Source organism: Psychroserpens mesophilus (assembly GCF_000826645.1).
Taxonomy (GTDB): Bacteria; Bacteroidota; Bacteroidia; order Flavobacteriales; family Flavobacteriaceae; genus Psychroserpens; species Psychroserpens mesophilus.
This window is the reverse complement of record NZ_JXJP01000008.1, coordinates 46,835-66,397: the sequence shown is the minus strand read 5'-3', so window position 1 is coordinate 66,397 and position 19,563 is coordinate 46,835. Positions and strand designations below refer to the sequence as shown.

Sequence of the window (19,563 nt, the reverse complement as noted above, 5' to 3'; positions counted from 1 at the left end):
ATAATTTTAATTTAATCTTCAATAACATGAGGAGCCACTAACGTATGGTCTAATACCTTAAACTGATCAACTTTTTGTTTGTGGTTTTTAAAGTTAATAAATTGAACTAAAACACCCATTATCAATGGCATTAAAGCAGTAAACACGAAAACAATTTCCCAACTATAACTATCTTTGAGGATACCTAACAAAGCAGATCCTGAGGCTCGTCCCATATTTGATAATGTCATATATAAAGTGAATTGTGTTGCTGCAACTGTTTTCCAACATAGTTGCATGCCAGATGCGAAAATCCCGATGCATAAAAAAATGTTGAGTACATAATAGATAAACATAAATCCGCATAAAAAAATAAGGTTTGACCAAAGACCAGTTGCAAAAGCGAAAATTGAAATAACAGCAGTAATTAAACTTAAGTAAATGGTTAGCATTTTAATTTTACCAAAATAATCTACGAGATAGCCACCGATGATCATTCCAAAGATACCAGCAACAACGTTTATTATTGAAAAGAACTGAGAAAAATCGGTATTGGTCCATTCGAGTTCTTGAATAGTAAAAATGGGTAATAGTGTATCCATCAACCCAAATAAAATTCCACTAACAAAAGAAATTACTACAAAGATGAGGCTGGATCGTAATTTTGTAACACGATACAAACTTTTTATGATTTCAGCCCAACTTTTTAATTGGCTAGCCTCAGATTCGGTATTTGCTTCACCTTTTAGCCATGGCATAATTTTTTCGCCTGGACGTTCCGTAAAATAGATGGGAACTATCATAATAATTGCAACAGCAATTGATAATAATGAAATAGCAGTTGTAAAACCTAAACTATTGATCAATGCGGTACCAACAACCAAGGATAGAGATGTTCCAATGATCTTTGTTCCCCACATCAATCCGTTTGCTCTGGCTTGTTCATCAGCAGGAATCACATCAACAGCCATTCCGTCTGTGGCTACATCTTGAAAAGCTCCAAAAAAGCTAATCGAGAAACCAACAATCATTAATCCAGTGATGTTATTTAAAGGATCAGGTACAAATCCGATACTCAAAAAACTGAGGATTAAACCTAGTTGACCAAAAATAACCCAAGGTCGTTTTCTTCCCATTGATAAAATGGTAAAGCGATCCATTAGAGGCGCTATTATTATTTTAAAACTCCACGGAATTAAGATGACACCAATGAAAGCGGCAATGTCTACAGGAGACTTATCATTCATAGCTAACCATGCTGGTAATGCAAAAAACAAAATACCTTCCGGAATCCCTTGTGCGACATACAACGCTGAAAATGAAAAATAACGTGAAAAAGCACTTCCAGTAAGACTTCGACTAAATTTTAACTTTGAGCTTTTCATAATGTTGTTTTTGTGTCATTGGATGAAACTTTTATTGGGTATAGTTCCTACTGAAATTGTTGTTGAGGTTTATATATAGTATCTTATGATGCAGTTCTAATTCATTTCAGCATCAGCTAATTTTTTGGTATCCACATATTGTTGGAAAGCAATAACTTTTCCATTTTTGAGTGTCCATAAGTGTGCTGCTTGCGCATTGTAAACGATACCAGTTGCTTTGTTTTTTGCATCATATCGTAAAGTTGCTAATACTTGATTATTGCTCATGTCATGAAGTACTATATCTGCTAATTTGAAATACTCATGATTGGCTCCAAGACGTGCAAATACCCCATTTAATATGGCATCAGGACCAATATAAGGATTGCTGTCAGCTAAAGAATTACTTTCAGCTTCATTCCATACAACAGTAGCATCCATGCCAGAAAGCACTGTAGGAATATCACCTTTTGCAAAAGCATCATAAAGACCATTGATAATTGAAATATTCTCTGGATTTGAAACTAAACCAAGTTGCTGCATAAACACAGCATTATCCATAAAATCCTGTTCTTGAGCAATTTTTCCATTCTTCATTTTCGTGATAGTAACACCTTGAATATCAACCGTTCGATTGGTTGCAGGAATACCGAAGAAGTCGCCAGTATGTGTGCCTTTAAAATTCCATTGTTTTACAATTTGATTCTCATGACCAAAAACGTTTACTATTGTAAATTCAATATTTGAAAACCCCGTAATAAAATTTTGATAATACGCTTTAAAGTTCTCTATGCCTACAATATTTTCAGGACTTTGAATGGCTGTAATATTTGCATCGAAATATGTTGAATTAATTTTGTCGATTTCACCTTTATTGACAATATCATCCCATACTTGAGTGTACATTTTGATATCTTTTTCTAGGGTTTGTCCTTGGGAATATATAGTACATAAACCCATGGTGATTGTAATTAAGAATAATTTAATAGCTTTCATTGTATGGTCTTTTTTGTTGTTAAAATTTTATATCGGAAGGATTCATAAAGATTACCAAATCACAATCTTTAGTAAAATTAGATATAGCTGACTTTTGCTGAGTGTCTATTTCACAGACGTATAGGTTTTCTGAATGATCTAACTCCATAAGATGTTCGTAGTTTTCTTTTATTGAAATATCAATAGTTGAAACTTTAATATTGAAATTATGAAGTAGTAAAAGCGAAATAACATCACTTTCAATAAAACCAGAACCTCCTATAACACCTACTTTTTTCATGTTTTTATTAAAAGAATGTATGATTGTAATTTGATTACTAAAAAAACAGGCAGATGATAACCTAATTGGTTGATTTGCTTTTAAAACACTAAAACGAAATCTTTTTTTTAGTTATCGCGACCCTCTCCACAAAAATCGTTTCTGCCTGTTAGTTATATGTTCTAGAAGAAAATGGTTATTCTTTCTTTTCTGGAGGAGTTAAAGTATAACCCATTGCAGTAGCTACAGCCAAATTATCATAGTAAATCACTGCTTTTTGTATTTTTCCACCATCAACCATTGCTGTATATTGATAAGGTAATACGATATCTTTACCATTTTCTGTAAATGTATAAGTTCCCCATATTGACACCCAATCACCTTTATATTCTCCATCTAATACTCTCCAGGAATTAACCACGTATTCATTTTTTTGATTGGTACGCACTTTATGTGCTTCTTTCCAGTTCGTAATTTCTTCAGCTTTTGTTGAAGTTTCACCATTACTTGGTCCAGATGATATATAATCATCTGATAATAAACTTGCAACGACATCCATTTTGTTGCTAATAATCGCATCTAAGTAATTTGAAACGACCTTAAGGTCTTCTTCGGCAGTTGGATTTTGAGAGACGATTTCATTGAAACTCTTTGTTTCCTGGGCTAAAGTAATTTGACCAATACAAAGAAATAAGACTAATATTGTTGTTTTTAAAGTTTTCACAATTAATAAGTTTTAATGGTTAATTTTGGCTCATGCTTAATTCCGTTTCAAGCGTGTAAGTATAGCTCCAAACATCTTCTAATGCTGCATTGAATTTTTCACGAATTGCTTTAGTTTTAGCTGCGCCATGAGCGCTCTCATATACTTGCCATACATTGTCGGTATCAGTATCTAAATCTGCAAAACTTTTATAAGGCGTCGATACAAAATAATTAGCACCTTCTCCAGCCATTACTGCGTACCAAAACCCTCGTTTATCACCTTCTTTTTGAGCGATAGTTGTTGTCACATCTTTTACTACTTCATTAAAAACTAATGAGTTATTTACTTTAAAGCTGTAAACCCAAACAATGCTCATGCCTTCTAGGTTTGTTTTACGACTATAGTTAGGCATAAATCTATTCGTATTAAATTCAGAATTTTCAATGTGAGGAATGATTAGATCTTCAGCTATTGAGCGACATGCTTTTCCTGCTTCATCACTTTTATCCATTTCAGCCCAGTTTTCCATAGTTGATGTCAATACGTAAACATTTCCTTTTCCTTGTAGGCGATGCCAAACATTCCAGCTTTCTGTTCCTTTATTGTCTTTGTAGCATTTGTTCCATTTTTTTACACCTTCTGTAAAGTCTGAATCATGACCAAATTTTATAGTGAACGCAGTCGTGTTCATTATAAAACTTTCATCTTCTTGAGCCAGTATTGTTAAAGGTAGCATTAATAAAAAGCATGCAATACTTAAAATTGTTTTAGAAATTTTCATAATAATTATATTTAAATGGTTGATTAATAAATGATTTACATTCATTGACTAAGTAACCTATTATCTTATTATAAAAAAATCTGTCAAGGACGAATTGATAGATAATTTGTCCGAACGCATCGATTTATTTATCGGAAATTATTTTGAAGTAACTGTATGTATTTTGGCTATATGGTTTGTAGTCGTTTTAGTAATTCTTCTTTTAAAGATTTACTAACAGGAATAGCTTTTTTGGCAATAACTATGTGGCTTGTGGCAATTTCATCTATTTGAGACAAATTGATTATAAATGAGCGATGAACTCTCAAAAAATGTTTGTTTGGAAGTTTTTCATCCATATCTTTTAAGGTCATTACCAGCAAGTATTCTTTGTCTTTTGAATATATGCGACAATAATTTCGTTCAGCTTCTATGTACAGAATGTCTTGAATATCAACTTTTACCATTTTTTCATTGTGTCTTACGAAAATACAATTACTTAACATAAATGGCGAAGGTTCTGTTTTTGATAGATTATCCTCAACATACTCATTTTTTTCCTGTTGAATTCGATCTACAGTTAATTCAATAGCACGTTGTAAATCAAGTTTTTTAAAGGGTTTAGAGATGAAGGCATGCGGATGTGTGCTTTTTGCTCTATTAAAATGCGTTTCATCAGCATTTGCAGTTAAATAAATGACGGCAATATCTTGAATTTCCTTAATAAGTTTAACCGTGTCAATGCCATCTAAGTCTCCTTTGAGATTAATATCCATTAAAACAATATCTGGATGATCTTGTTTAACACACGTTAAGGCGTCTTCTGCTCGTGGAACAATGCCTACAACGTCATAGCCAAGCATAGTAAGTTGTAATGAGATGTTTGCTGCAATAATCATTTCATCTTCAACAATTAAAATTTTAATAGGAGTGCTCATTTAGGCTGCGGATTTAATTTTAAATTCGAATGATATTGATGTACCATGGTCATGGCTTTCTTTCATATGTCCATTGAGTTGTTGTGTAAGTAATTTGATGAGTTGTGTTCCAAAGCCTGTACCTTTAGGAGTAGTATTCGACATTTTTCCTACACCATTGTCTATTACTTTTAAAGCAATCGTCTCAGGGTTTGGTCTTGATAAGCAAATTTCAATTGTTCCTTTGCTATCTTTCGGAAATGCATATTTGAGTGCATTGGTCAGTAATTCATTTACGATAAGTCCGATAGGTACAGCTGTGTCAACATCTAATTCTAACTCATCCATTGCGCATTCAATCTTAACTTTGTCTTCAGCATTAAACGTATCTAAAATACCATTACTCAAATTAATAAAGTAATCCTTCATATCGATGCTTCCTAAATTTTCGCCTTGATATAACTTTTGATGAATAATTCCCATAGATTGAACTCTGTTCTGACTTGCAATCATGGCATCTCTGGTTGGAGAATCTTCTAATTGCGCAGATTGCAATGCAATTAAACTTTTCACTAATTCCAGATTGTTTTTGACACGATGGTGTATTTCTTTTAGTAGCAATTCATTTTGCTGATTCTTACTGTCTAATTCACTATTTAACGATTCTAGTTTTTTATTTTTTTGTTGATTTTTTCTGAAATTATAAACAACTCCAAAAAGAATGACTGCCAGTAATCCAGTAAGTATAATATATAAGACTTTAGTTCGTTTTTGCTGACTGATTTTTTCATTCTGAAACAAAATTGTAGCATTTTTTTGACCCACTTCGTACTCAGACTGTGTTTTACTTTCGAGACTTAAGATGATATTATCTTTAAAAGATTCCAATTCTGAAGCATATAGTTGATGGTAATACAAGGCTTTTGTGTGGTCTCCAATAGATTCATAAATTTCTGAAACATGCATGTAGTTTTCCCACAAATTTCGAGATCTTCCTGTTTTTTTTATGAGCTCAATAGCCTTGAGATTGTATGGTAACGCATCTTCATATTGGCCTTGCATGACATAAACATGTCCGATGTTGCCCAACGACGGAATCAAGTATTGCTCTAATCCCATAGCTTTAGAGTTGTCATAATTAGCTTGATAATCTGCAATGGCTTCATCATAACGTTCCATATATTTGTAAATATTACCTCTCCAGTTTACTGAAGCCATCATCGGAGCTCCAGTTTCACCTAATTCCTTGTATAAATCAATTGAAGTGTTAATAGATTCTAATGCGTCTTCCAAGTTAAAACCCGTAAATAATTGACTATTAGCTTTAAACCGATAGGTAAGAGCTAAATCTTCTTTAGCATTAATTTCTTTTTGAATAGTAATAGCTTTATCACAATGTATTATGGCTTCATTATAATCGTTTTCATAATATTGCAAATCGCAAATATGAGCATAACACTTAGCAATTCCTTTTTGATTGTCTAGTGCCTCATAAATACTTAAGGCTTTATAAACGTTACTTTTAGCTTTGTTGTAGTCTGCTTTTATAGTATAGAGCGCTGTAATATCAAGATAGGTATCGGCAAGATTAAGTGATTCATCAAGATTTGTGTAAATATCTTTTACAGTGTTTAGGTAGAAAACAGCCGAATCTAAATTAGAATATTCTTCATGGTAACTAGCCAAAAAGCTATAAGATTGTGCAAGCCTGTTACTATCATTAGCTTGTTTAGAAAGGTTAATAGCGATTCTTGAATTGATTTTAAAAGCACTTGAATCTTTAATACTGCTATGGTGAGTTTCTAACCAATTCAGAACAGAATCTAGTGATCTGCTTGAATTAGAATTTTGCGCAAGATTATTTAGTGTACAGCTAAGTACAATTATAAGGATTAGTTTTTTAGTCATCAGTCTTTAATATAGCTATTGAAAAGACTTTAGGGAATGTTAAAGATAGTAAATTTTTCCTACAATATTAACATTACCTTAACTATTATAAACCACTTAGATTGTAAAATATAAAAAATTAATAGTTGATTAAGATGCGAATGAAATTTCTACTTGGTTTTTTATGATATCTTCAAAGGTTTCACGTTTCCTGATTAGATGTGCTTTGTTTTTATACCAGAGTACTTCTGCAGGACGATAACGTGAATTATAATTTGATGCCATCGAATAACAATAGGCTCCAGCATTTTTAAATGCTAAAATATCATCTTCGCTAATTTCACTAATACGTCTATTATTGGCAAATGTATCCGTTTCACAGATATAACCTACAACAGAATAAAAACGTTCGCGACCTTTTGGGTTTGAAATATTGATGATGTCATGTTGCGAACCATAGAGCATTGGTCTAATCAAATGATTAAAGCCAGAATCTACTTGAGCAAAAACGGTTGAAGTGGTTTGTTTAACGACATTGACCTTCGTTAAAAAGGAACCTGCTTCACTGACTAAAAATTTACCTGGTTCAAATGCTAAGGTTAGTTGTTTGCCGTAATCCTTACAAAACTCATTAAATCGTTCGGATAGTTTGTCGCCCAATTCTTCAATATTTGTTTCAATATCGCCAACTTTATAAGGCACTTTAAAACCAGATCCGAAATCAATAAACTCTAAATTTTTAAAGTTTTTAGCAGTTTCAAATAAAATCTCGCTTGCGTAAAGGAATACATCAATATCTAAAATATCACTTCCAGTATGCATGTGAATGCCGTTAATAGTCATTTTGGTATTTTCAACAATACGAAGTAAATGTGGAATCTGATGAATTGAAATGCCAAATTTACTATCAATATGTCCAACAGATATATTAGTGTTTCCACCTGCCATCACGTGAGGATTAATACGAATACAAACTGGAGTTTTAGGGTGTTTTGTGCCAAATTGTTCTAGAATTGAAAGGTTATCAATATTAATCTGCACTCCTAAACTGGCAGCTTTTTCAATTTCAGTAAGTGAAACACCATTTGGAGTAAATATAATGTCTTCAGGTTTAAACCCAGCAATAAGTCCGAGTTGTACTTCCTGAATTGAAACGGTATCTAATCCCGAGCCTAATGAATTAAACAATTTCAAAACTGAAATATTGGATAATGCCTTTACAGCATAGTTCAATTTCACGTGTTTAACCTTGTTAAAAGCAGATGTTAATCGTTGGTATTGCGATTGAATTTTATCAGCATCATAAACATATACTGGACTGCCATAGTCTTTAGCGATTTGTAATAAGGTGGTTCGTTTCATTAGTTTGAACTATTAAAATATAATGTATTTCAGAATTCAAAAATAGATGTAATCAGTAGTCTAAACATAAAAATGCAAAAATATTGCTAATTTTGCACAAATTGTTAAATAATAAACAAATTGAAAACAATCGCCTCTTGTGTAGAACGTATTATAGTTTCGAGTCCTTTTTTAGAAGAAGGTTTGTCGCGAGAAATTATTAACTATTCTGCTTTAGCCAAAGATTTGAATAAGCAAATTTCCGAAATGTTGAGACGACCCGTAAAAGATGGCGCTATCATGATGGCTTTACGACGTTATCATCAGCCCTTGTATATTAATAATACGAAACGACTGACAAAAATATTTGAGAATTTAGGAGATATTACTGTTCGATCGAATTTAAGTGACTTTACATTTCAAAATTCACCGTCTTTAATTCAAAATCATTCACATATTTTGGAATCCATAAGTGCTAATCATCAAATTTTCTATGCTTTTACTCGTGGTATATTTGAGAGCAATATTATTATTTCAACATCTGAAAAGGAGAGTATTTTGAACGCTTTTAAAAACGAGAAACAAATAGGATTTAAAGATAAATTATCTGCTATTAGTATTTATTTACCAAAAGGGAATTCAAATATTTCAGGCTTATACTACCAAATATTTAAGCAGTTAGCCTGGGAAAACATCACCTTATATGAAGTTGTTTCTACAACAAATGAATTTACCATAGTTGTAGAAGATCATTTGGTTGATCATGCATTTTCTATTATTAAACGTTTAAAAGGTTGAGATCCTTAATTTCTGAAACGAAATAATAAAACTGTATAAATCATTATTAAAAACTATTGGTAAAACGCCATAGGTTAACTACTTTTGCGTATCTAAAATTTTACTCTAAGAAAGATGAATTTACACGAATATCAAGGAAAAGAATTATTAAGCAGTTTTGGTGTACGCATTCAACGTGGTATTGTTGCACAAAATGCAGATGAAGCTGTTACTGCAGCAAAGAAATTAACTGAAGAAACAGGAACAGGTTGGCACGTAATTAAGGCTCAAGTTCACGCAGGTGGTCGTGGAAAAGGTGGTGGAGTTAAGTTGGCTAAAAACTTAGATGAGGTAAAAACGATTGCTGGACAAATTATTGGAATGGATTTAGTGACACCTCAGACATCTGCTGAAGGAAAACGTGTTCATCAAGTGTTAGTTGCTGAAGATGTTTATTATCCTGGAGATTCAGAACCTGAAGAATATTACATGTCTGTGTTGTTAAACAGAGCTAATGGTCGCAATATGATTATGTATTCTACAGAAGGTGGAATGGATATTGAAACAGTTGCTGAAGAAACACCTCATTTGATTTTTCATGAAGAAATTGATCCAGCTACTGGAATATTACCTTTTCAAGCACGTAAAATTGCTTTTAATTTAGGGTTGTCAGGAACTGCGTTTAAAGAAATGACAAAGTTTGTAACTTCATTATACACGGCATACGATAAATCTGATTCTTCATTATTTGAAATTAATCCTGTGTTAAAAACCAGTGATGATAAAATCATGGCTGTAGATGCCAAAGTCTCTTTAGATGATAATGCGCTTTTCAGACATAAAGATTTAGCTGCACTTCGTGATTTACGTGAAGAAAATCCAATTGAAGTTGAAGCAGGAAAGCTTGGTTTAAACTATGTTGACCTTGACGGAAATGTTGGTTGTATGGTGAATGGAGCAGGATTAGCAATGGCAACGATGGATTTGATTAAACAAGCAGGAGGAGAGCCAGCTAACTTTTTAGATGTTGGTGGTACTGCTGATGCAGCTCGAGTTGAAGCAGCTTTTCAAATCATATTAAAAGATCCAGCAGTTAAAGCTATTTTGATAAACATCTTTGGTGGAATTGTACGTTGTGATCGTGTTGCACAAGGTGTTATTGATGCTTATAAAAATATGGGTAATATTGAAGTACCAATTATTGTTCGTTTACAAGGAACCAATGCTGATGTCGCTAAAGAATTAATTGACAACTCTGGGTTGGATGTAATGAGTGCTACTGAATTTCAGGAAGCAGCTGACAAAGTACAACAGGTTTTAGCTTAAGGTATAAATGTCATTCTGAGCAAAAGCGAAGAATCTCAACATAATAAAAAAAAGCTCTCAATTTTGAGAGCTTTTTTTATGAACTAAATTGAATTAATTGTTATGTCGAACAGATTGAGAAAACTAATTATCGTTATAGATTCCTTCACTTCGGTCGGAAGGACAACTTTATAAATGTAATCCACATTCTGTCTTCGGATTATTATTCCAGCGACCACTTCGGTCTTCACCTGGAACAGTACAGTGTTTACAACCAATTGAATTATACCCTTTAGCTACTAGAGGATGAAAAGGTAAATCGTGTTCTTTGATATAAGTATCACGTTGTGCTTTGGTAATATCTAAGAGTGGATAAAATTTTAAAATTTCGCCACGTAATTCAAAAATATCTAAAGTTGAACGATGATCACTTTGCCATTCCATTAAACCTGAAACCCAAACCTTATAGTTATTCTTTATAATATCTAAAGGTCTAACTTTGTTAATGGAGCAACAGAAATCAGGATTCTTTTTCCAGGTCTCATCTTTTGTAGTGAAATCATGTTCTTCTTTTAATGCACTAATAGAATTTACATTGAGTCCATATTGTTTAGTCAACTGTTCCTTATAATCTAACGTATCTTCAAAATGATATCCAGTATCAATAAAAAAAACTTCCTGCTTTTGATTAATTTCAGAAAACAATTTTAATAAAAATGCTGAAGTAGCTGCAAAAGAGCTTGTTAACATCACCTCTGTAACGTCAAAGTCTTTATATAGTTCTTTAATTCTTTCGGTAGCTGAAAGGGATTTGTATTTGGTATTAAGTGCTTTTATTTCAGTTTCTGAAATATTTGGAATCACTTTAGTTGCATTAGGAATCTCAAGCATAGGGACATTTTAATCAATATGCAATTTACAGTCTTAAATCTAAAGTATATGTTAAGAAGCCTATTTTTGCGATACTGATAATTTAAGGCTTCTTTTTTTGAGGTTTCGGTAATGGACCACGTAGATGAATTATCAATCCGTTAAGGAAGTTTCTTAATATCTGATCACCACATTCCATATAATTAGGATGATCTTCACGTCTAAACATAGCATTTAATTCGCTTTTAGTAACTCTAAAGTCAACAAGTTCTAAAATTTTAATAATATCATCATCACGTAGCTTATGTGCAACTCTTAGTTTTTTAAATATGTCGTTATTGGTCATAGTATCTGTTTGGTGTTTAAATTTTACCTTATATTTTTCATCTAAGAATTGATTAAAACGAATGTACACAAAATTTAATAATTATTTAATGTGTATTTCATCGATAATAATTTTTAACGATTCAAAAATCGATGAAATGCATGTTTTTTGTAAACCTTTAATAATCAATGTATTGAATATGGTTTTTATATGAAAGTAGGAAAAAACCGATGAAAGGCATTATATTTTTCGATAAGCTACAATTTATCAAGGTTTACGGCAAATTAAACTTATTAACTTTAAAAAAGTAAAAATCATAATCCCTCGTCATGATAAATCGCGTTGAAAAATTGAGCTTGCTTTCAGAAATGATTGCTTTCGCACAGACAAATGAAAATATAAAGTCCATTGAATATAGATTCCTTTTTGGTGTAGCCAAGCAATTGGATATTTCAAAAGAAGATTTTGATTATCTCATTGAGCATCCTGTGACCTATGTACACCTAAAATCGCATAGTGAGCGCATTGTTCAATTTCACAGACTAGTCTTATTAATGAATCTTGATCACGAAATCAGTTCTAAGGAATTGGTGAAGCTACATAATTTCGGACTCCGAATGGGTTTGAGTCATGAATCTATAAATAGAGTTCTTGATTTGATGGAAAGTTTTCCTAATAAAGTTGTACCACCAGATTTCTTAATTGATATTTTCAAAGTACAATATAATTGATATACAATCAGAGATCTAAAACGTCTTTGTCATTTCGACAGAGCGAATAATGAGTGACGAGTAATCTTATAATAATGAGATTCCTCCTCGTATCTTGTTCGGAATGACACAACCTATAATTTATAATATTACATATAATTTTGTCTTATTATTCTTTAAGATGCTCTAACAGTCTTTCTTTTATAAAATAGTTCCAGCCTGTAACACAACTTTCTTTTTTAAATTCTGGAATGTCATCAGGAAAGTCTTCGGTAACTTTAGTTGTTAAAGTGAGTTCTGTAAGTTGACTGTTAATTTCAGATAATTGAAAAGTTACAAACGAATTACCTTCGTAACCTTCATATCTCCAATTATAAACAATTTTTTGAAGAGGAATAACTTCTGTTATTTCCCATAGATGCGGAAATTGTCTGTTTTCAGAAGTGACAGTGAATTGAGTTTTAAATCCGACAGATGGTTCAAAAGCTGGAATGTTTTCAAAAAACCATTGTCGCATTTCTTTGATTTCTGTTATGGCTTTCCAAACAGTTTCAACTGGCTGATGAAAATTTTGTTTCACCTTAATAACAGGTTCACTGACTTTCATTTTAAGACCGATTTACTTTTTCTAATTTGTTTTGATAGCTCTTAATTTCATCCCGAAGTTGAGCTGCAATAATAAAGTCTAGGGCCTTAGCAGCCTGCTCCATGAGTTTTCGTTTTTCACGAATTTTCTTTTCCAATTGAGCTTTAGTGAGATACTCACTTTCTGGCTCTGCAGCTTTTGCAGCTTCTAATTCATAACTATATGTACTTACTGAATTTTTGGTCAATGCATTGTCCAAACTCTTATTTAGTGCTCTTGGAACTAAATTGTGCTTGGTGTTATACGCAATTTGTTTTTCACGTCTGTATTCTGTTTCATCAATCGTTTTTTGCATGCTTTTCGTAATTTTATCAGCATACATAATGGCTTTTCCATTAAGGTGTCGTGCAGCTCTACCAACAGTTTGTGTTAGAGATCGCGTTGATCGTAAAAAGCCTTCCTTGTCAGCATCAATGATAGCAACTAAAGAGACTTCAGGTAAATCTAAACCTTCACGAAGTAAGTTAACACCAACCAAAACATCAAATAAACCTTTTCGCAAATCCTGCATGATTTCAACACGTTCAAGCGTGTCCACATCACTGTGAATATAGCGACAACGGATTTGGATACGATCTAAATATTTAGTCAGTTCTTCAGCCATACGTTTGGTCAATGTTGTAACCAAGGTGCGTTCATCTTTTTCAACTCGTACTTGTATTTCTTCAATTAAATCATCAATCTGATTCAAACTCGGACGCACTTCAATAACAGGATCTAATAAACCGGTTGGTCTAATCACTTGCTCAACATACACACCATCTGTTTTTTGTAGTTCGTAATCGGCTGGTGTTGCACTCACATAAATCACCTGATTCTGCAGCGCCTCAAATTCTTCAAACTTTAATGGTCTGTTGTCCATAGCAGCAGGTAATCTAAATCCGTATTCCACAAGATTTTCTTTACGACTTCTATCACCACCATACATCGCGTGAACTTGTGAAATGGTCACGTGACTCTCATCAACAACCATCAAATAATCGTCTGGAAAATAATCAAGCAAACAGAATGGTCGTGTACCAGGTTGTCGTCCATCTAAATATCTGGAATAGTTTTCAATTCCTGAGCAATAGCCCAATTCTCGAATCATTTCCAAATCAAATTCGGTGCGTTCTTTTAAACGTTTGGCTTCTAAATGTTTACCGATGTCTTTGAAATAATCGTGTTGTTTTACCAGATCATCTTGAATTTCCCGAATAGCACCTTGAAGCACATCAGGAGAAGTAACGAACATGTTTGCAGGATAAATATTCAATCGGTCATAATGTTCAATAACTTCATTGGTTTGAATATTGAACTGCTCGATATCTTCAATTTCATCACCAAAAAAGTGAATCCGAAAGGCGTCATCAGCATAACTTGGAAATACATCAACGGTATCGCCTTTTATTCTGAAGTTTCCATGATTAAAATCGGCTTCAGTTCTCGAATATAAACTTTGTACCAAGCGATGTAATAATTCGGTTCTTGAAATTTCCTGATTAATTTCTAAGGAAATTACATTCTTTTGAAATTCTACAGGATTTCCAATACCATATAAACACGATACTGAAGCCACCACAATGACATCACGACGTCCAGACAAAAGGGAAGAGGTTGTACTCAATCGCATTTTCTCAATTTCTTCGTTTATGGATAAATCCTTTTCAATGTAAACACCAGAAACTGGAATGTAAGCTTCAGGTTGATAGTAGTCATAATACGATACAAAATACTCAACAGCATTTTCTGGAAAAAACTGCTTAAACTCAGAGTACAATTGAGCAGCCAGTGTTTTATTATGTGCTAAAACTAAAGTCGGCTTTTGAACCTCTTCAATCACATTAGCAACCGTAAATGTTTTACCAGAACCAGTGACTCCAAGTAGAGTCTGATATTTTTCATTAGAATTTATACCATCAACTAATTGCTGAATGGCTTGAGGTTGATCACCTGTAGGTTTGAATTCGGATTGTACTTTGAAACGCATTTCACAAAGTTACACAAAACTTAAATGTAAAAGTAACTATCGCTTTAAAGTAAAGTGACCATTTATTGCTTGTCCAGTTCTTAAATTAATAATGTACCAATAGTCATTGGTTTCAAGAGTTTTTCCATTATAAGTCCCATTCCATGAAGCTTCAGTACCAATAATATGTTTTAGAAGTTTTCCGTAGCGATCAAAAATATACACGTCAATAACGATGTTATTCCTATCAGTGATTTTCCAGGTATCATGAAAACCATCGCCATTTGGTGTTAGAAAATTTGGAATATATAAATCTAAGGTGATTTCAAAAGTAATTGATTTTATAAGACAACCATTAACTTCTCTAACGAACAAGGTGTAAGATCCATTAGGTAAATTTGTAAATGTATTGCTGGTTTGAAATTCTACACCATTTAATGAATACTCAAAGCTAAGCGATGGATCGTCCATATTGATTGTTAAGCTTCCATTGATGACATCAATGTTTGATTCGGAAAGATTGAAATCAACCGATGAACCCACTGTCACTGTAAAACTAGATTCGTTAGAACAGATATCAGGCGCAGTTCCGATTTCATTATAAATGAAAATGGTTTGTGTTGTCGAAATGACATCACCAGCATTAAACATTGTGCCAGTGCCACCAGAAGCAGAAAAATAGTTCCCATTGGTTAAAGCAGGTAAGGTATAATCTGTGCAAACCGTTTGATTTGCAATGGTATCGACTAAAGGAGTTCCTGAAACAGTCACTGTAAAACTAGATTCGTTAGAACAGATATCAGGCGCAGTTCCGATTTCATTATAAATGAAAATGGTTTGCGAGGTTGAAATGACATCACCAGCATTAAACGTTGTTCCATTGCCACCAGAGGCAGAGAAATAGTTTCCGTTTGTCAACACAGGTAAGGTATAATCTGTGCAAACGGTTTGATTCGCAATGGTATCGACCAAAGGTGTTCCTGAAACTGTCACTGTAAAACTAGATTCGTTAGAACAGATATCAGGCGCAGTTCCGACTTCATTATAAATGAAAATGGTTTGCGATGTTGAAATGACATCACCAGCATTAAAAGTCGTTCCAGTGCCACCAGAAGCAGAGAAATAATTTCCGTTAGTCAACACAGGTAAGGTGAAATCTGTACAAACCGTTTGATTCGCAATCGTATCGACCAAAGGTGTTCCGAAGACTGTAATTGAAAAACTAGATTCGTTAGAGCAGATATCAGGAGCCGTTCCGACTTCATTATAAATGAAAATGGTTTGAGTTGTCGAAATGACATCACCAGCATTATACATTGTACCAGTGCCACCAGAAGCAGAGAAATAGTTCCCGTTAGTCAACACAGGTAAGGTATAATCTGTGCAAACCGTTTGATTCGCCATGGTATCGACTAAAGGTGTTCCTGAAATAGTAACTGTAAAACTAGATTCGTTAGAACAGATATCAGGAGCCGTTCCGACTTCATTGTAAATGAAAATGGTTTGCGAGGTTGAAATGACATCACCAGCATTAAACGTTGTTCCAGTGCCACCAGAAGCAGAGAAATAATTCCCATTGGTTAAAGCAGGTAAGGTATAATCTGTACAAACCGTTTGATTCGCAATGGTATCGACTAAAGGAGTTCCTGAAACTGTCACTGTAAAACTAGATTCGTTAGAACAGGTATCAGGCGCAGTTCCGACTTCATTATAAATGTAAATCGTTTGTGTTGTTGAAATGACATCACCAGCATTAAACGTTGTTCCAGTGCCACCAGAAGCAGAGAAATAGTTCCCATTGGTTAAAACAGGTAAGGTGTAATCTGTGCAAACCGTTTGATTCGCAATGGTATCGACTAAAGGAGTTCCTAAAACAGTAACCGTAAAACTACTCTCGTTAGAACAGGTATCAGGCGCAGTTCCGACTTCATTATAAATGAAAATCGTTTGCGAGGTTGAAATGATATCACCAGCATTAAACATTGTTCCAGTGCCACCAGAAGCAGAGAAATAATTTCCGTTAGTCAACACAGGTAAGGTGAAATCTGTACAAACCGTTTGATTCGCAATCGTATCGACCAAAGGTGTTCCGGAAACTGTAATCGTAAAACTAGATTCGTTAGAACAGGTATCAGGCACAGTTCCGACTTCATTGTAAATGTAAATCGTTTGCGACGTTGAAATGATATCACCAGCATTAAACAATGTTCCAGTTCCACCAGAAGCAGAGAAATAGTTCCCGTTAGTCAACACAGGTAAGGTGAAATCTGTACAAACCGTTTGATTCGCAATCGTATCGACCAAAGGAGTTCCTGAAACTGTAACCGTAAAACTACTCTCGTTAGAACAGATATCAGGCGCAGTTCCGATTTCATTATAAATGAAAATGGTTTGCGAGGTTGAAATGATATCACCAGCATTAAACGGTGTTCCAGTGCCACCAGAAGCAGAGAAATAATTTCCGTTAGTCAACACAGGTAAGGTATAATCTGTGCAAACGGTTTGATTCGCAATGGTATCGACTTCCGGATTAAGAACTTCCAACTGGACTGCAATACTTAATAAATCGCACGAGGTGGAAGTAATTTCACAATAATATTGATTTCCGTCAAAGTTAAAAGGTATATTATTAACCATTAATGTATTGGTAGTCGTTCCAGAATAATTTGCATTATCAACAACATCGATCCAATTTCCTGAAGCATCTAAAACTTTCCATTGATACGTATACGTTCCGACATCAACTGAAACGGTAAAGTTTGTGCTGGTATTTTCGCAAACTATTTGAGAATCAGGTTGCGTTATAACTGGTGTGTTAACTGGGTCTTCCGTATGCATTCCTAAGTCAGAACAATCTTCAGTATCGGAAAATGTCCATTCATTAATATCGAATGTGGTTGAGGGTGCAGCAGCATCAGAATTTCTTATGTAAGTGTAACCAATATTGACATCAGTATATAAAACATCAATTTGAATAGAATTTTTAAGAAGTACTATTTCATCATTCGCATTGATTCCTGCACCTTGATCCAAGTCACTAACTAATCCGCTGCAAGTGTTTCCTGTGCTACCCATTTCTATAATAAATGTATCTAATGGGTTTATCGTACCTGTTAGTAAAATAGAATAGCTTGGAGCAGCATTCCCAATATCACCATAACGGTCAATTTGATAGACACCATCTAAGACAATAACAGTATTCGTTGGATTGTAAAGTTCGATAACACCATAACTTCCACCATCAGAATCATAAACTTCAGACATATAGATGTCATCATTACTCGTAGAGTTACAATCTGATTCAATTAAAGAAAACATAGTTGGAGATGTTCCAGTACATCCACCAGAACTTGTCATAGTAATAGTTGAAGTCGTTGTTAATCCAGCAGGAACTACAACTACTAATTCCGTGTCACTTATGATATTGAAAGAAGTATTTATTCCACCAAAATCTACAGATGTTACCGCATTAAAATTATTTCCAGTTATAGTTACCAATGTGTTTTCTGGTCCAGATGATGGAGAAAAGCTTGTCATAATTGGAGCTGGACAGAATATTGAGGTATTATAAATTGAAACATTAGATGCATTCAAATCGTTTAGAGTCAAGAAACAATAGAAAATTAATAAGATTGGAAAATATCTGTACATTATTTGAAAATATCGGGCAAAATAACTAATATTTTGAAGAATTCATGTTATCTCAGTGTTACTTTAATTAACAAAAGAAAAAGTAGTCTTCCATAGGTTGCATCGCTATAGATTTAAAATACGATTTGATGATTTTTTGTTCTTTTGAATTGGCAACTGTTATGATACTTTGCGGATTTTTAAGTGCTTTTAAATGTTCAAAATTATACAGTTCTACATCATAAATATGTTTGCCTATTTTTTTCGGATTGTCGCAGATCCATATAAAACTAATTTTGTTTTTCTGTAATAGCTTCGCAATAGTTTTTCCTTTTTGTCCAGCTCCCCAAATCACAAGAGGTCTCGACGCCTCGTGATTTAGGTCTAAAAAGTAATGTAATTTTAACTCAAGAAAATGATTTTCAGCATAGTTGCTATCTGTTCGTGATGCTCTTGTACTATAATCTCTCCAGTAATGCAAAAGCTTCCTGCTGGGAATACACCTGATGTTATTTTTATAAAACCGAAATGTTAAGTCGTAATCTTCAGGATAACGATTTGGATAAAATGCTTCACAGGCTATCAAGTCTTCTCGATGTACCATCCAGCAAGGTGAAGGAATGACACATTCTTTATAAATTTCTGAATAGTTTGCGCCTTCAGTTGAAAGTTTATTTAGCCAGGATTCGTACTTGGCATAACCATCACCAATGCCAGAATCGCTAAAGTATTTTACTAAACCCAGAGCGATATGTTTTCTACCATATTTCTGAAGATCATTCAACATAAAATCTAATTTTTCAGGACGCATAATATCATCACTATCCATGCGTGTAATATATGTCCCAGAACTTTTTTCAAAAGCTATACGCAAAGCGTCTATAATTCCTGAACCTGAATTTTTAAATAATTTTACACGAGCGTCTTCCTGAGCAAATTTGTTTACAATGTCATAGCTATTATCTGAAGAGTGATCGTCAACAATCAATAATTCCCAATGCTCATAGGTTTGCTGAATAATCGAACAAATACATTCTGGTATGAATGCAGATGTGTTTTTGAAAGGTGTAAGAATACTAATGAGAGGTTTAGACATGACGCTAAAATACGACTTCTAATTTAACAAAACCTTTGCTAAATTAA

Annotated in this window: 17 protein-coding genes; 3 read left to right on the top strand and 14 right to left on the bottom strand. The window is 33.6% G+C overall.

Annotated elements, in window-relative coordinates; genetic code table 11:
- Positions 1-11: 11 nt before the first annotated feature.
- The 8 genes from TD18_RS07565 to lysA form a co-directional block, all read right to left on the bottom strand.
- Positions 12-1,364, bottom strand: coding sequence for an MFS transporter (locus TD18_RS07565; RefSeq protein ID WP_040250787.1), 1,353 nt, complete (start codon positions 1,362-1,364; stop codon positions 12-14).
- Between the two features lie 96 nt (positions 1,365-1,460).
- Positions 1,461-2,339: an ester cyclase gene (locus tag TD18_RS17485; protein ID WP_084205877.1), complete on the bottom strand. Its 879-nt coding sequence runs from the start codon at positions 2,337-2,339 to the stop codon at positions 1,461-1,463.
- A gap of 19 nt (positions 2,340-2,358) precedes the next feature.
- The gene (locus TD18_RS07550) at positions 2,359-2,619 is read right to left on the bottom strand and encodes a Rossmann-fold NAD(P)-binding domain-containing protein (protein ID WP_040250784.1); all 261 of its coding nucleotides are present in this window, start codon (positions 2,617-2,619) and stop codon (positions 2,359-2,361) included.
- A gap of 175 nt (positions 2,620-2,794) precedes the next feature.
- Positions 2,795-3,322 carry a nuclear transport factor 2 family protein gene (locus tag TD18_RS07545; RefSeq protein WP_040250781.1) on the bottom strand — a complete coding sequence of 176 codons (528 nt, stop codon included), beginning with the start codon at positions 3,320-3,322 and terminating at the stop codon, positions 2,795-2,797.
- Between the two features lie 19 nt (positions 3,323-3,341).
- Complete coding sequence (locus tag TD18_RS07540; RefSeq protein WP_152611336.1) at positions 3,342-4,085, bottom strand: hypothetical protein; 744 nt, start codon at positions 4,083-4,085, stop codon at positions 3,342-3,344.
- 167 nt (positions 4,086-4,252) lie between these two features.
- Positions 4,253-5,002, bottom strand: a complete 750-nt coding sequence (locus TD18_RS07535) for a LytR/AlgR family response regulator transcription factor (RefSeq protein ID WP_040250778.1) — start codon at positions 5,000-5,002, stop codon at positions 4,253-4,255.
- Positions 5,003-6,889 (bottom strand): tetratricopeptide repeat-containing sensor histidine kinase, encoded by a 1,887-nt coding sequence (locus TD18_RS07530; RefSeq protein WP_052461087.1) that lies wholly within the window; start codon positions 6,887-6,889, stop codon positions 5,003-5,005. It abuts the gene before it with no gap.
- A 129-nt stretch (positions 6,890-7,018) separates the two neighbouring features.
- Entirely contained in the window at positions 7,019-8,230 is a 1,212-nt protein-coding gene (gene lysA, locus TD18_RS07525; RefSeq protein ID WP_040250776.1) for a diaminopimelate decarboxylase, read from the bottom strand.
- Positions 8,231-8,350: 120 nt separating this feature from the next.
- On the opposite strand from lysA, the gene TD18_RS07520 reads away from it, so the two are divergent.
- Complete coding sequence (locus TD18_RS07520) at positions 8,351-9,007, top strand: hypothetical protein (protein WP_040250773.1); 657 nt, start codon at positions 8,351-8,353, stop codon at positions 9,005-9,007.
- Between the two features lie 114 nt (positions 9,008-9,121).
- On the top strand, positions 9,122-10,312 hold the full coding sequence (sucC, locus tag TD18_RS07515; protein WP_040250770.1) for an ADP-forming succinate--CoA ligase subunit beta: 1,191 nt from the start codon (positions 9,122-9,124) through the stop codon (positions 10,310-10,312).
- Between the two features lie 168 nt (positions 10,313-10,480).
- On the opposite strand, the gene TD18_RS07510 is transcribed toward sucC, so the two are convergent.
- Positions 10,481-11,182, bottom strand: coding sequence for a phosphoadenylyl-sulfate reductase (locus TD18_RS07510; protein ID WP_052461086.1), 702 nt, complete (start codon positions 11,180-11,182; stop codon positions 10,481-10,483).
- Positions 11,183-11,264: 82 nt separating this feature from the next.
- Positions 11,265-11,507: a DUF1456 family protein gene (locus TD18_RS07505; RefSeq protein ID WP_040250769.1), complete on the bottom strand. Its 243-nt coding sequence runs from the start codon at positions 11,505-11,507 to the stop codon at positions 11,265-11,267.
- A gap of 308 nt (positions 11,508-11,815) precedes the next feature.
- On the opposite strand from TD18_RS07505, the gene TD18_RS07500 reads away from it, so the two are divergent.
- Positions 11,816-12,217 carry a hypothetical protein gene (locus TD18_RS07500; RefSeq protein ID WP_040250766.1) on the top strand — a complete coding sequence of 134 codons (402 nt, stop codon included), beginning with the start codon at positions 11,816-11,818 and terminating at the stop codon, positions 12,215-12,217.
- A 148-nt stretch (positions 12,218-12,365) separates the two neighbouring features.
- Here TD18_RS07500 and TD18_RS07495 read toward each other — a convergent pair whose 3' ends face one another.
- From TD18_RS07495 to TD18_RS07480, 4 genes are all read right to left on the bottom strand, one after another.
- Complete coding sequence (locus TD18_RS07495; protein WP_040250763.1) at positions 12,366-12,803, bottom strand: SRPBCC family protein; 438 nt, start codon at positions 12,801-12,803, stop codon at positions 12,366-12,368.
- 1 nt (position 12,804) lies between these two features.
- Positions 12,805-14,811 carry an excinuclease ABC subunit UvrB gene (gene uvrB / locus TD18_RS07490; RefSeq protein WP_040250760.1) on the bottom strand — a complete coding sequence of 669 codons (2,007 nt, stop codon included), beginning with the start codon at positions 14,809-14,811 and terminating at the stop codon, positions 12,805-12,807.
- Positions 14,812-14,847: 36 nt separating this feature from the next.
- The gene (locus TD18_RS07485) at positions 14,848-18,327 is read right to left on the bottom strand and encodes a T9SS type B sorting domain-containing protein (RefSeq protein WP_040250758.1); all 3,480 of its coding nucleotides are present in this window, start codon (positions 18,325-18,327) and stop codon (positions 14,848-14,850) included.
- A 181-nt stretch (positions 18,328-18,508) separates the two neighbouring features.
- The gene (locus tag TD18_RS07480) at positions 18,509-19,516 is read right to left on the bottom strand and encodes a glycosyltransferase family 2 protein (RefSeq protein WP_040250755.1); all 1,008 of its coding nucleotides are present in this window, start codon (positions 19,514-19,516) and stop codon (positions 18,509-18,511) included.
- Between the last annotated feature and the right edge of the window lie 47 nt (positions 19,517-19,563).

Excerpts from the sequence above, each read along its gene's own strand:
- sucC (WP_040250770.1), top strand. The coding sequence starts at position 9,122 with ATGAATTTACACGAATATCAAGGAAAAGAATTATTAAGCAGTTTTGGT.
- TD18_RS07510 (WP_052461086.1), bottom strand. The coding sequence starts at position 11,182 with ATGCTTGAGATTCCTAATGCAACTAAAGTGATTCCAAATATTTCAGAA.
- TD18_RS07535 (WP_040250778.1), bottom strand. The coding sequence starts at position 5,002 with ATGAGCACTCCTATTAAAATTTTAATTGTTGAAGATGAAATGATTATT.
- TD18_RS07505 (WP_040250769.1), bottom strand. The coding sequence starts at position 11,507 with ATGACCAATAACGACATATTTAAAAAACTAAGAGTTGCACATAAGCTA.
- lysA (WP_040250776.1), bottom strand. The coding sequence starts at position 8,230 with ATGAAACGAACCACCTTATTACAAATCGCTAAAGACTATGGCAGTCCA.
- TD18_RS07500 (WP_040250766.1), top strand. The coding sequence starts at position 11,816 with ATGATAAATCGCGTTGAAAAATTGAGCTTGCTTTCAGAAATGATTGCT.
- TD18_RS07530 (WP_052461087.1), bottom strand. The coding sequence starts at position 6,889 with ATGACTAAAAAACTAATCCTTATAATTGTACTTAGCTGTACACTAAAT.
- TD18_RS07495 (WP_040250763.1), bottom strand. The coding sequence starts at position 12,803 with ATGAAAGTCAGTGAACCTGTTATTAAGGTGAAACAAAATTTTCATCAG.
- uvrB (WP_040250760.1), bottom strand. The coding sequence starts at position 14,811 with ATGCGTTTCAAAGTACAATCCGAATTCAAACCTACAGGTGATCAACCT.
- TD18_RS07480 (WP_040250755.1), bottom strand. The coding sequence starts at position 19,516 with ATGTCTAAACCTCTCATTAGTATTCTTACACCTTTCAAAAACACATCT.
- TD18_RS07540 (WP_152611336.1), bottom strand. The coding sequence starts at position 4,085 with ATGAAAATTTCTAAAACAATTTTAAGTATTGCATGCTTTTTATTAATG.
- TD18_RS07485 (WP_040250758.1), bottom strand. The coding sequence starts at position 18,327 with ATGACAAGCTTTTCTCCATCATCTGGACCAGAAAACACATTGGTAACT.
- TD18_RS07565 (WP_040250787.1), bottom strand. The coding sequence starts at position 1,364 with ATGAAAAGCTCAAAGTTAAAATTTAGTCGAAGTCTTACTGGAAGTGCT.
- TD18_RS07550 (WP_040250784.1), bottom strand. The coding sequence starts at position 2,619 with ATGAAAAAAGTAGGTGTTATAGGAGGTTCTGGTTTTATTGAAAGTGAT.
- TD18_RS17485 (WP_084205877.1), bottom strand. The coding sequence starts at position 2,339 with ATGAAAGCTATTAAATTATTCTTAATTACAATCACCATGGGTTTATGT.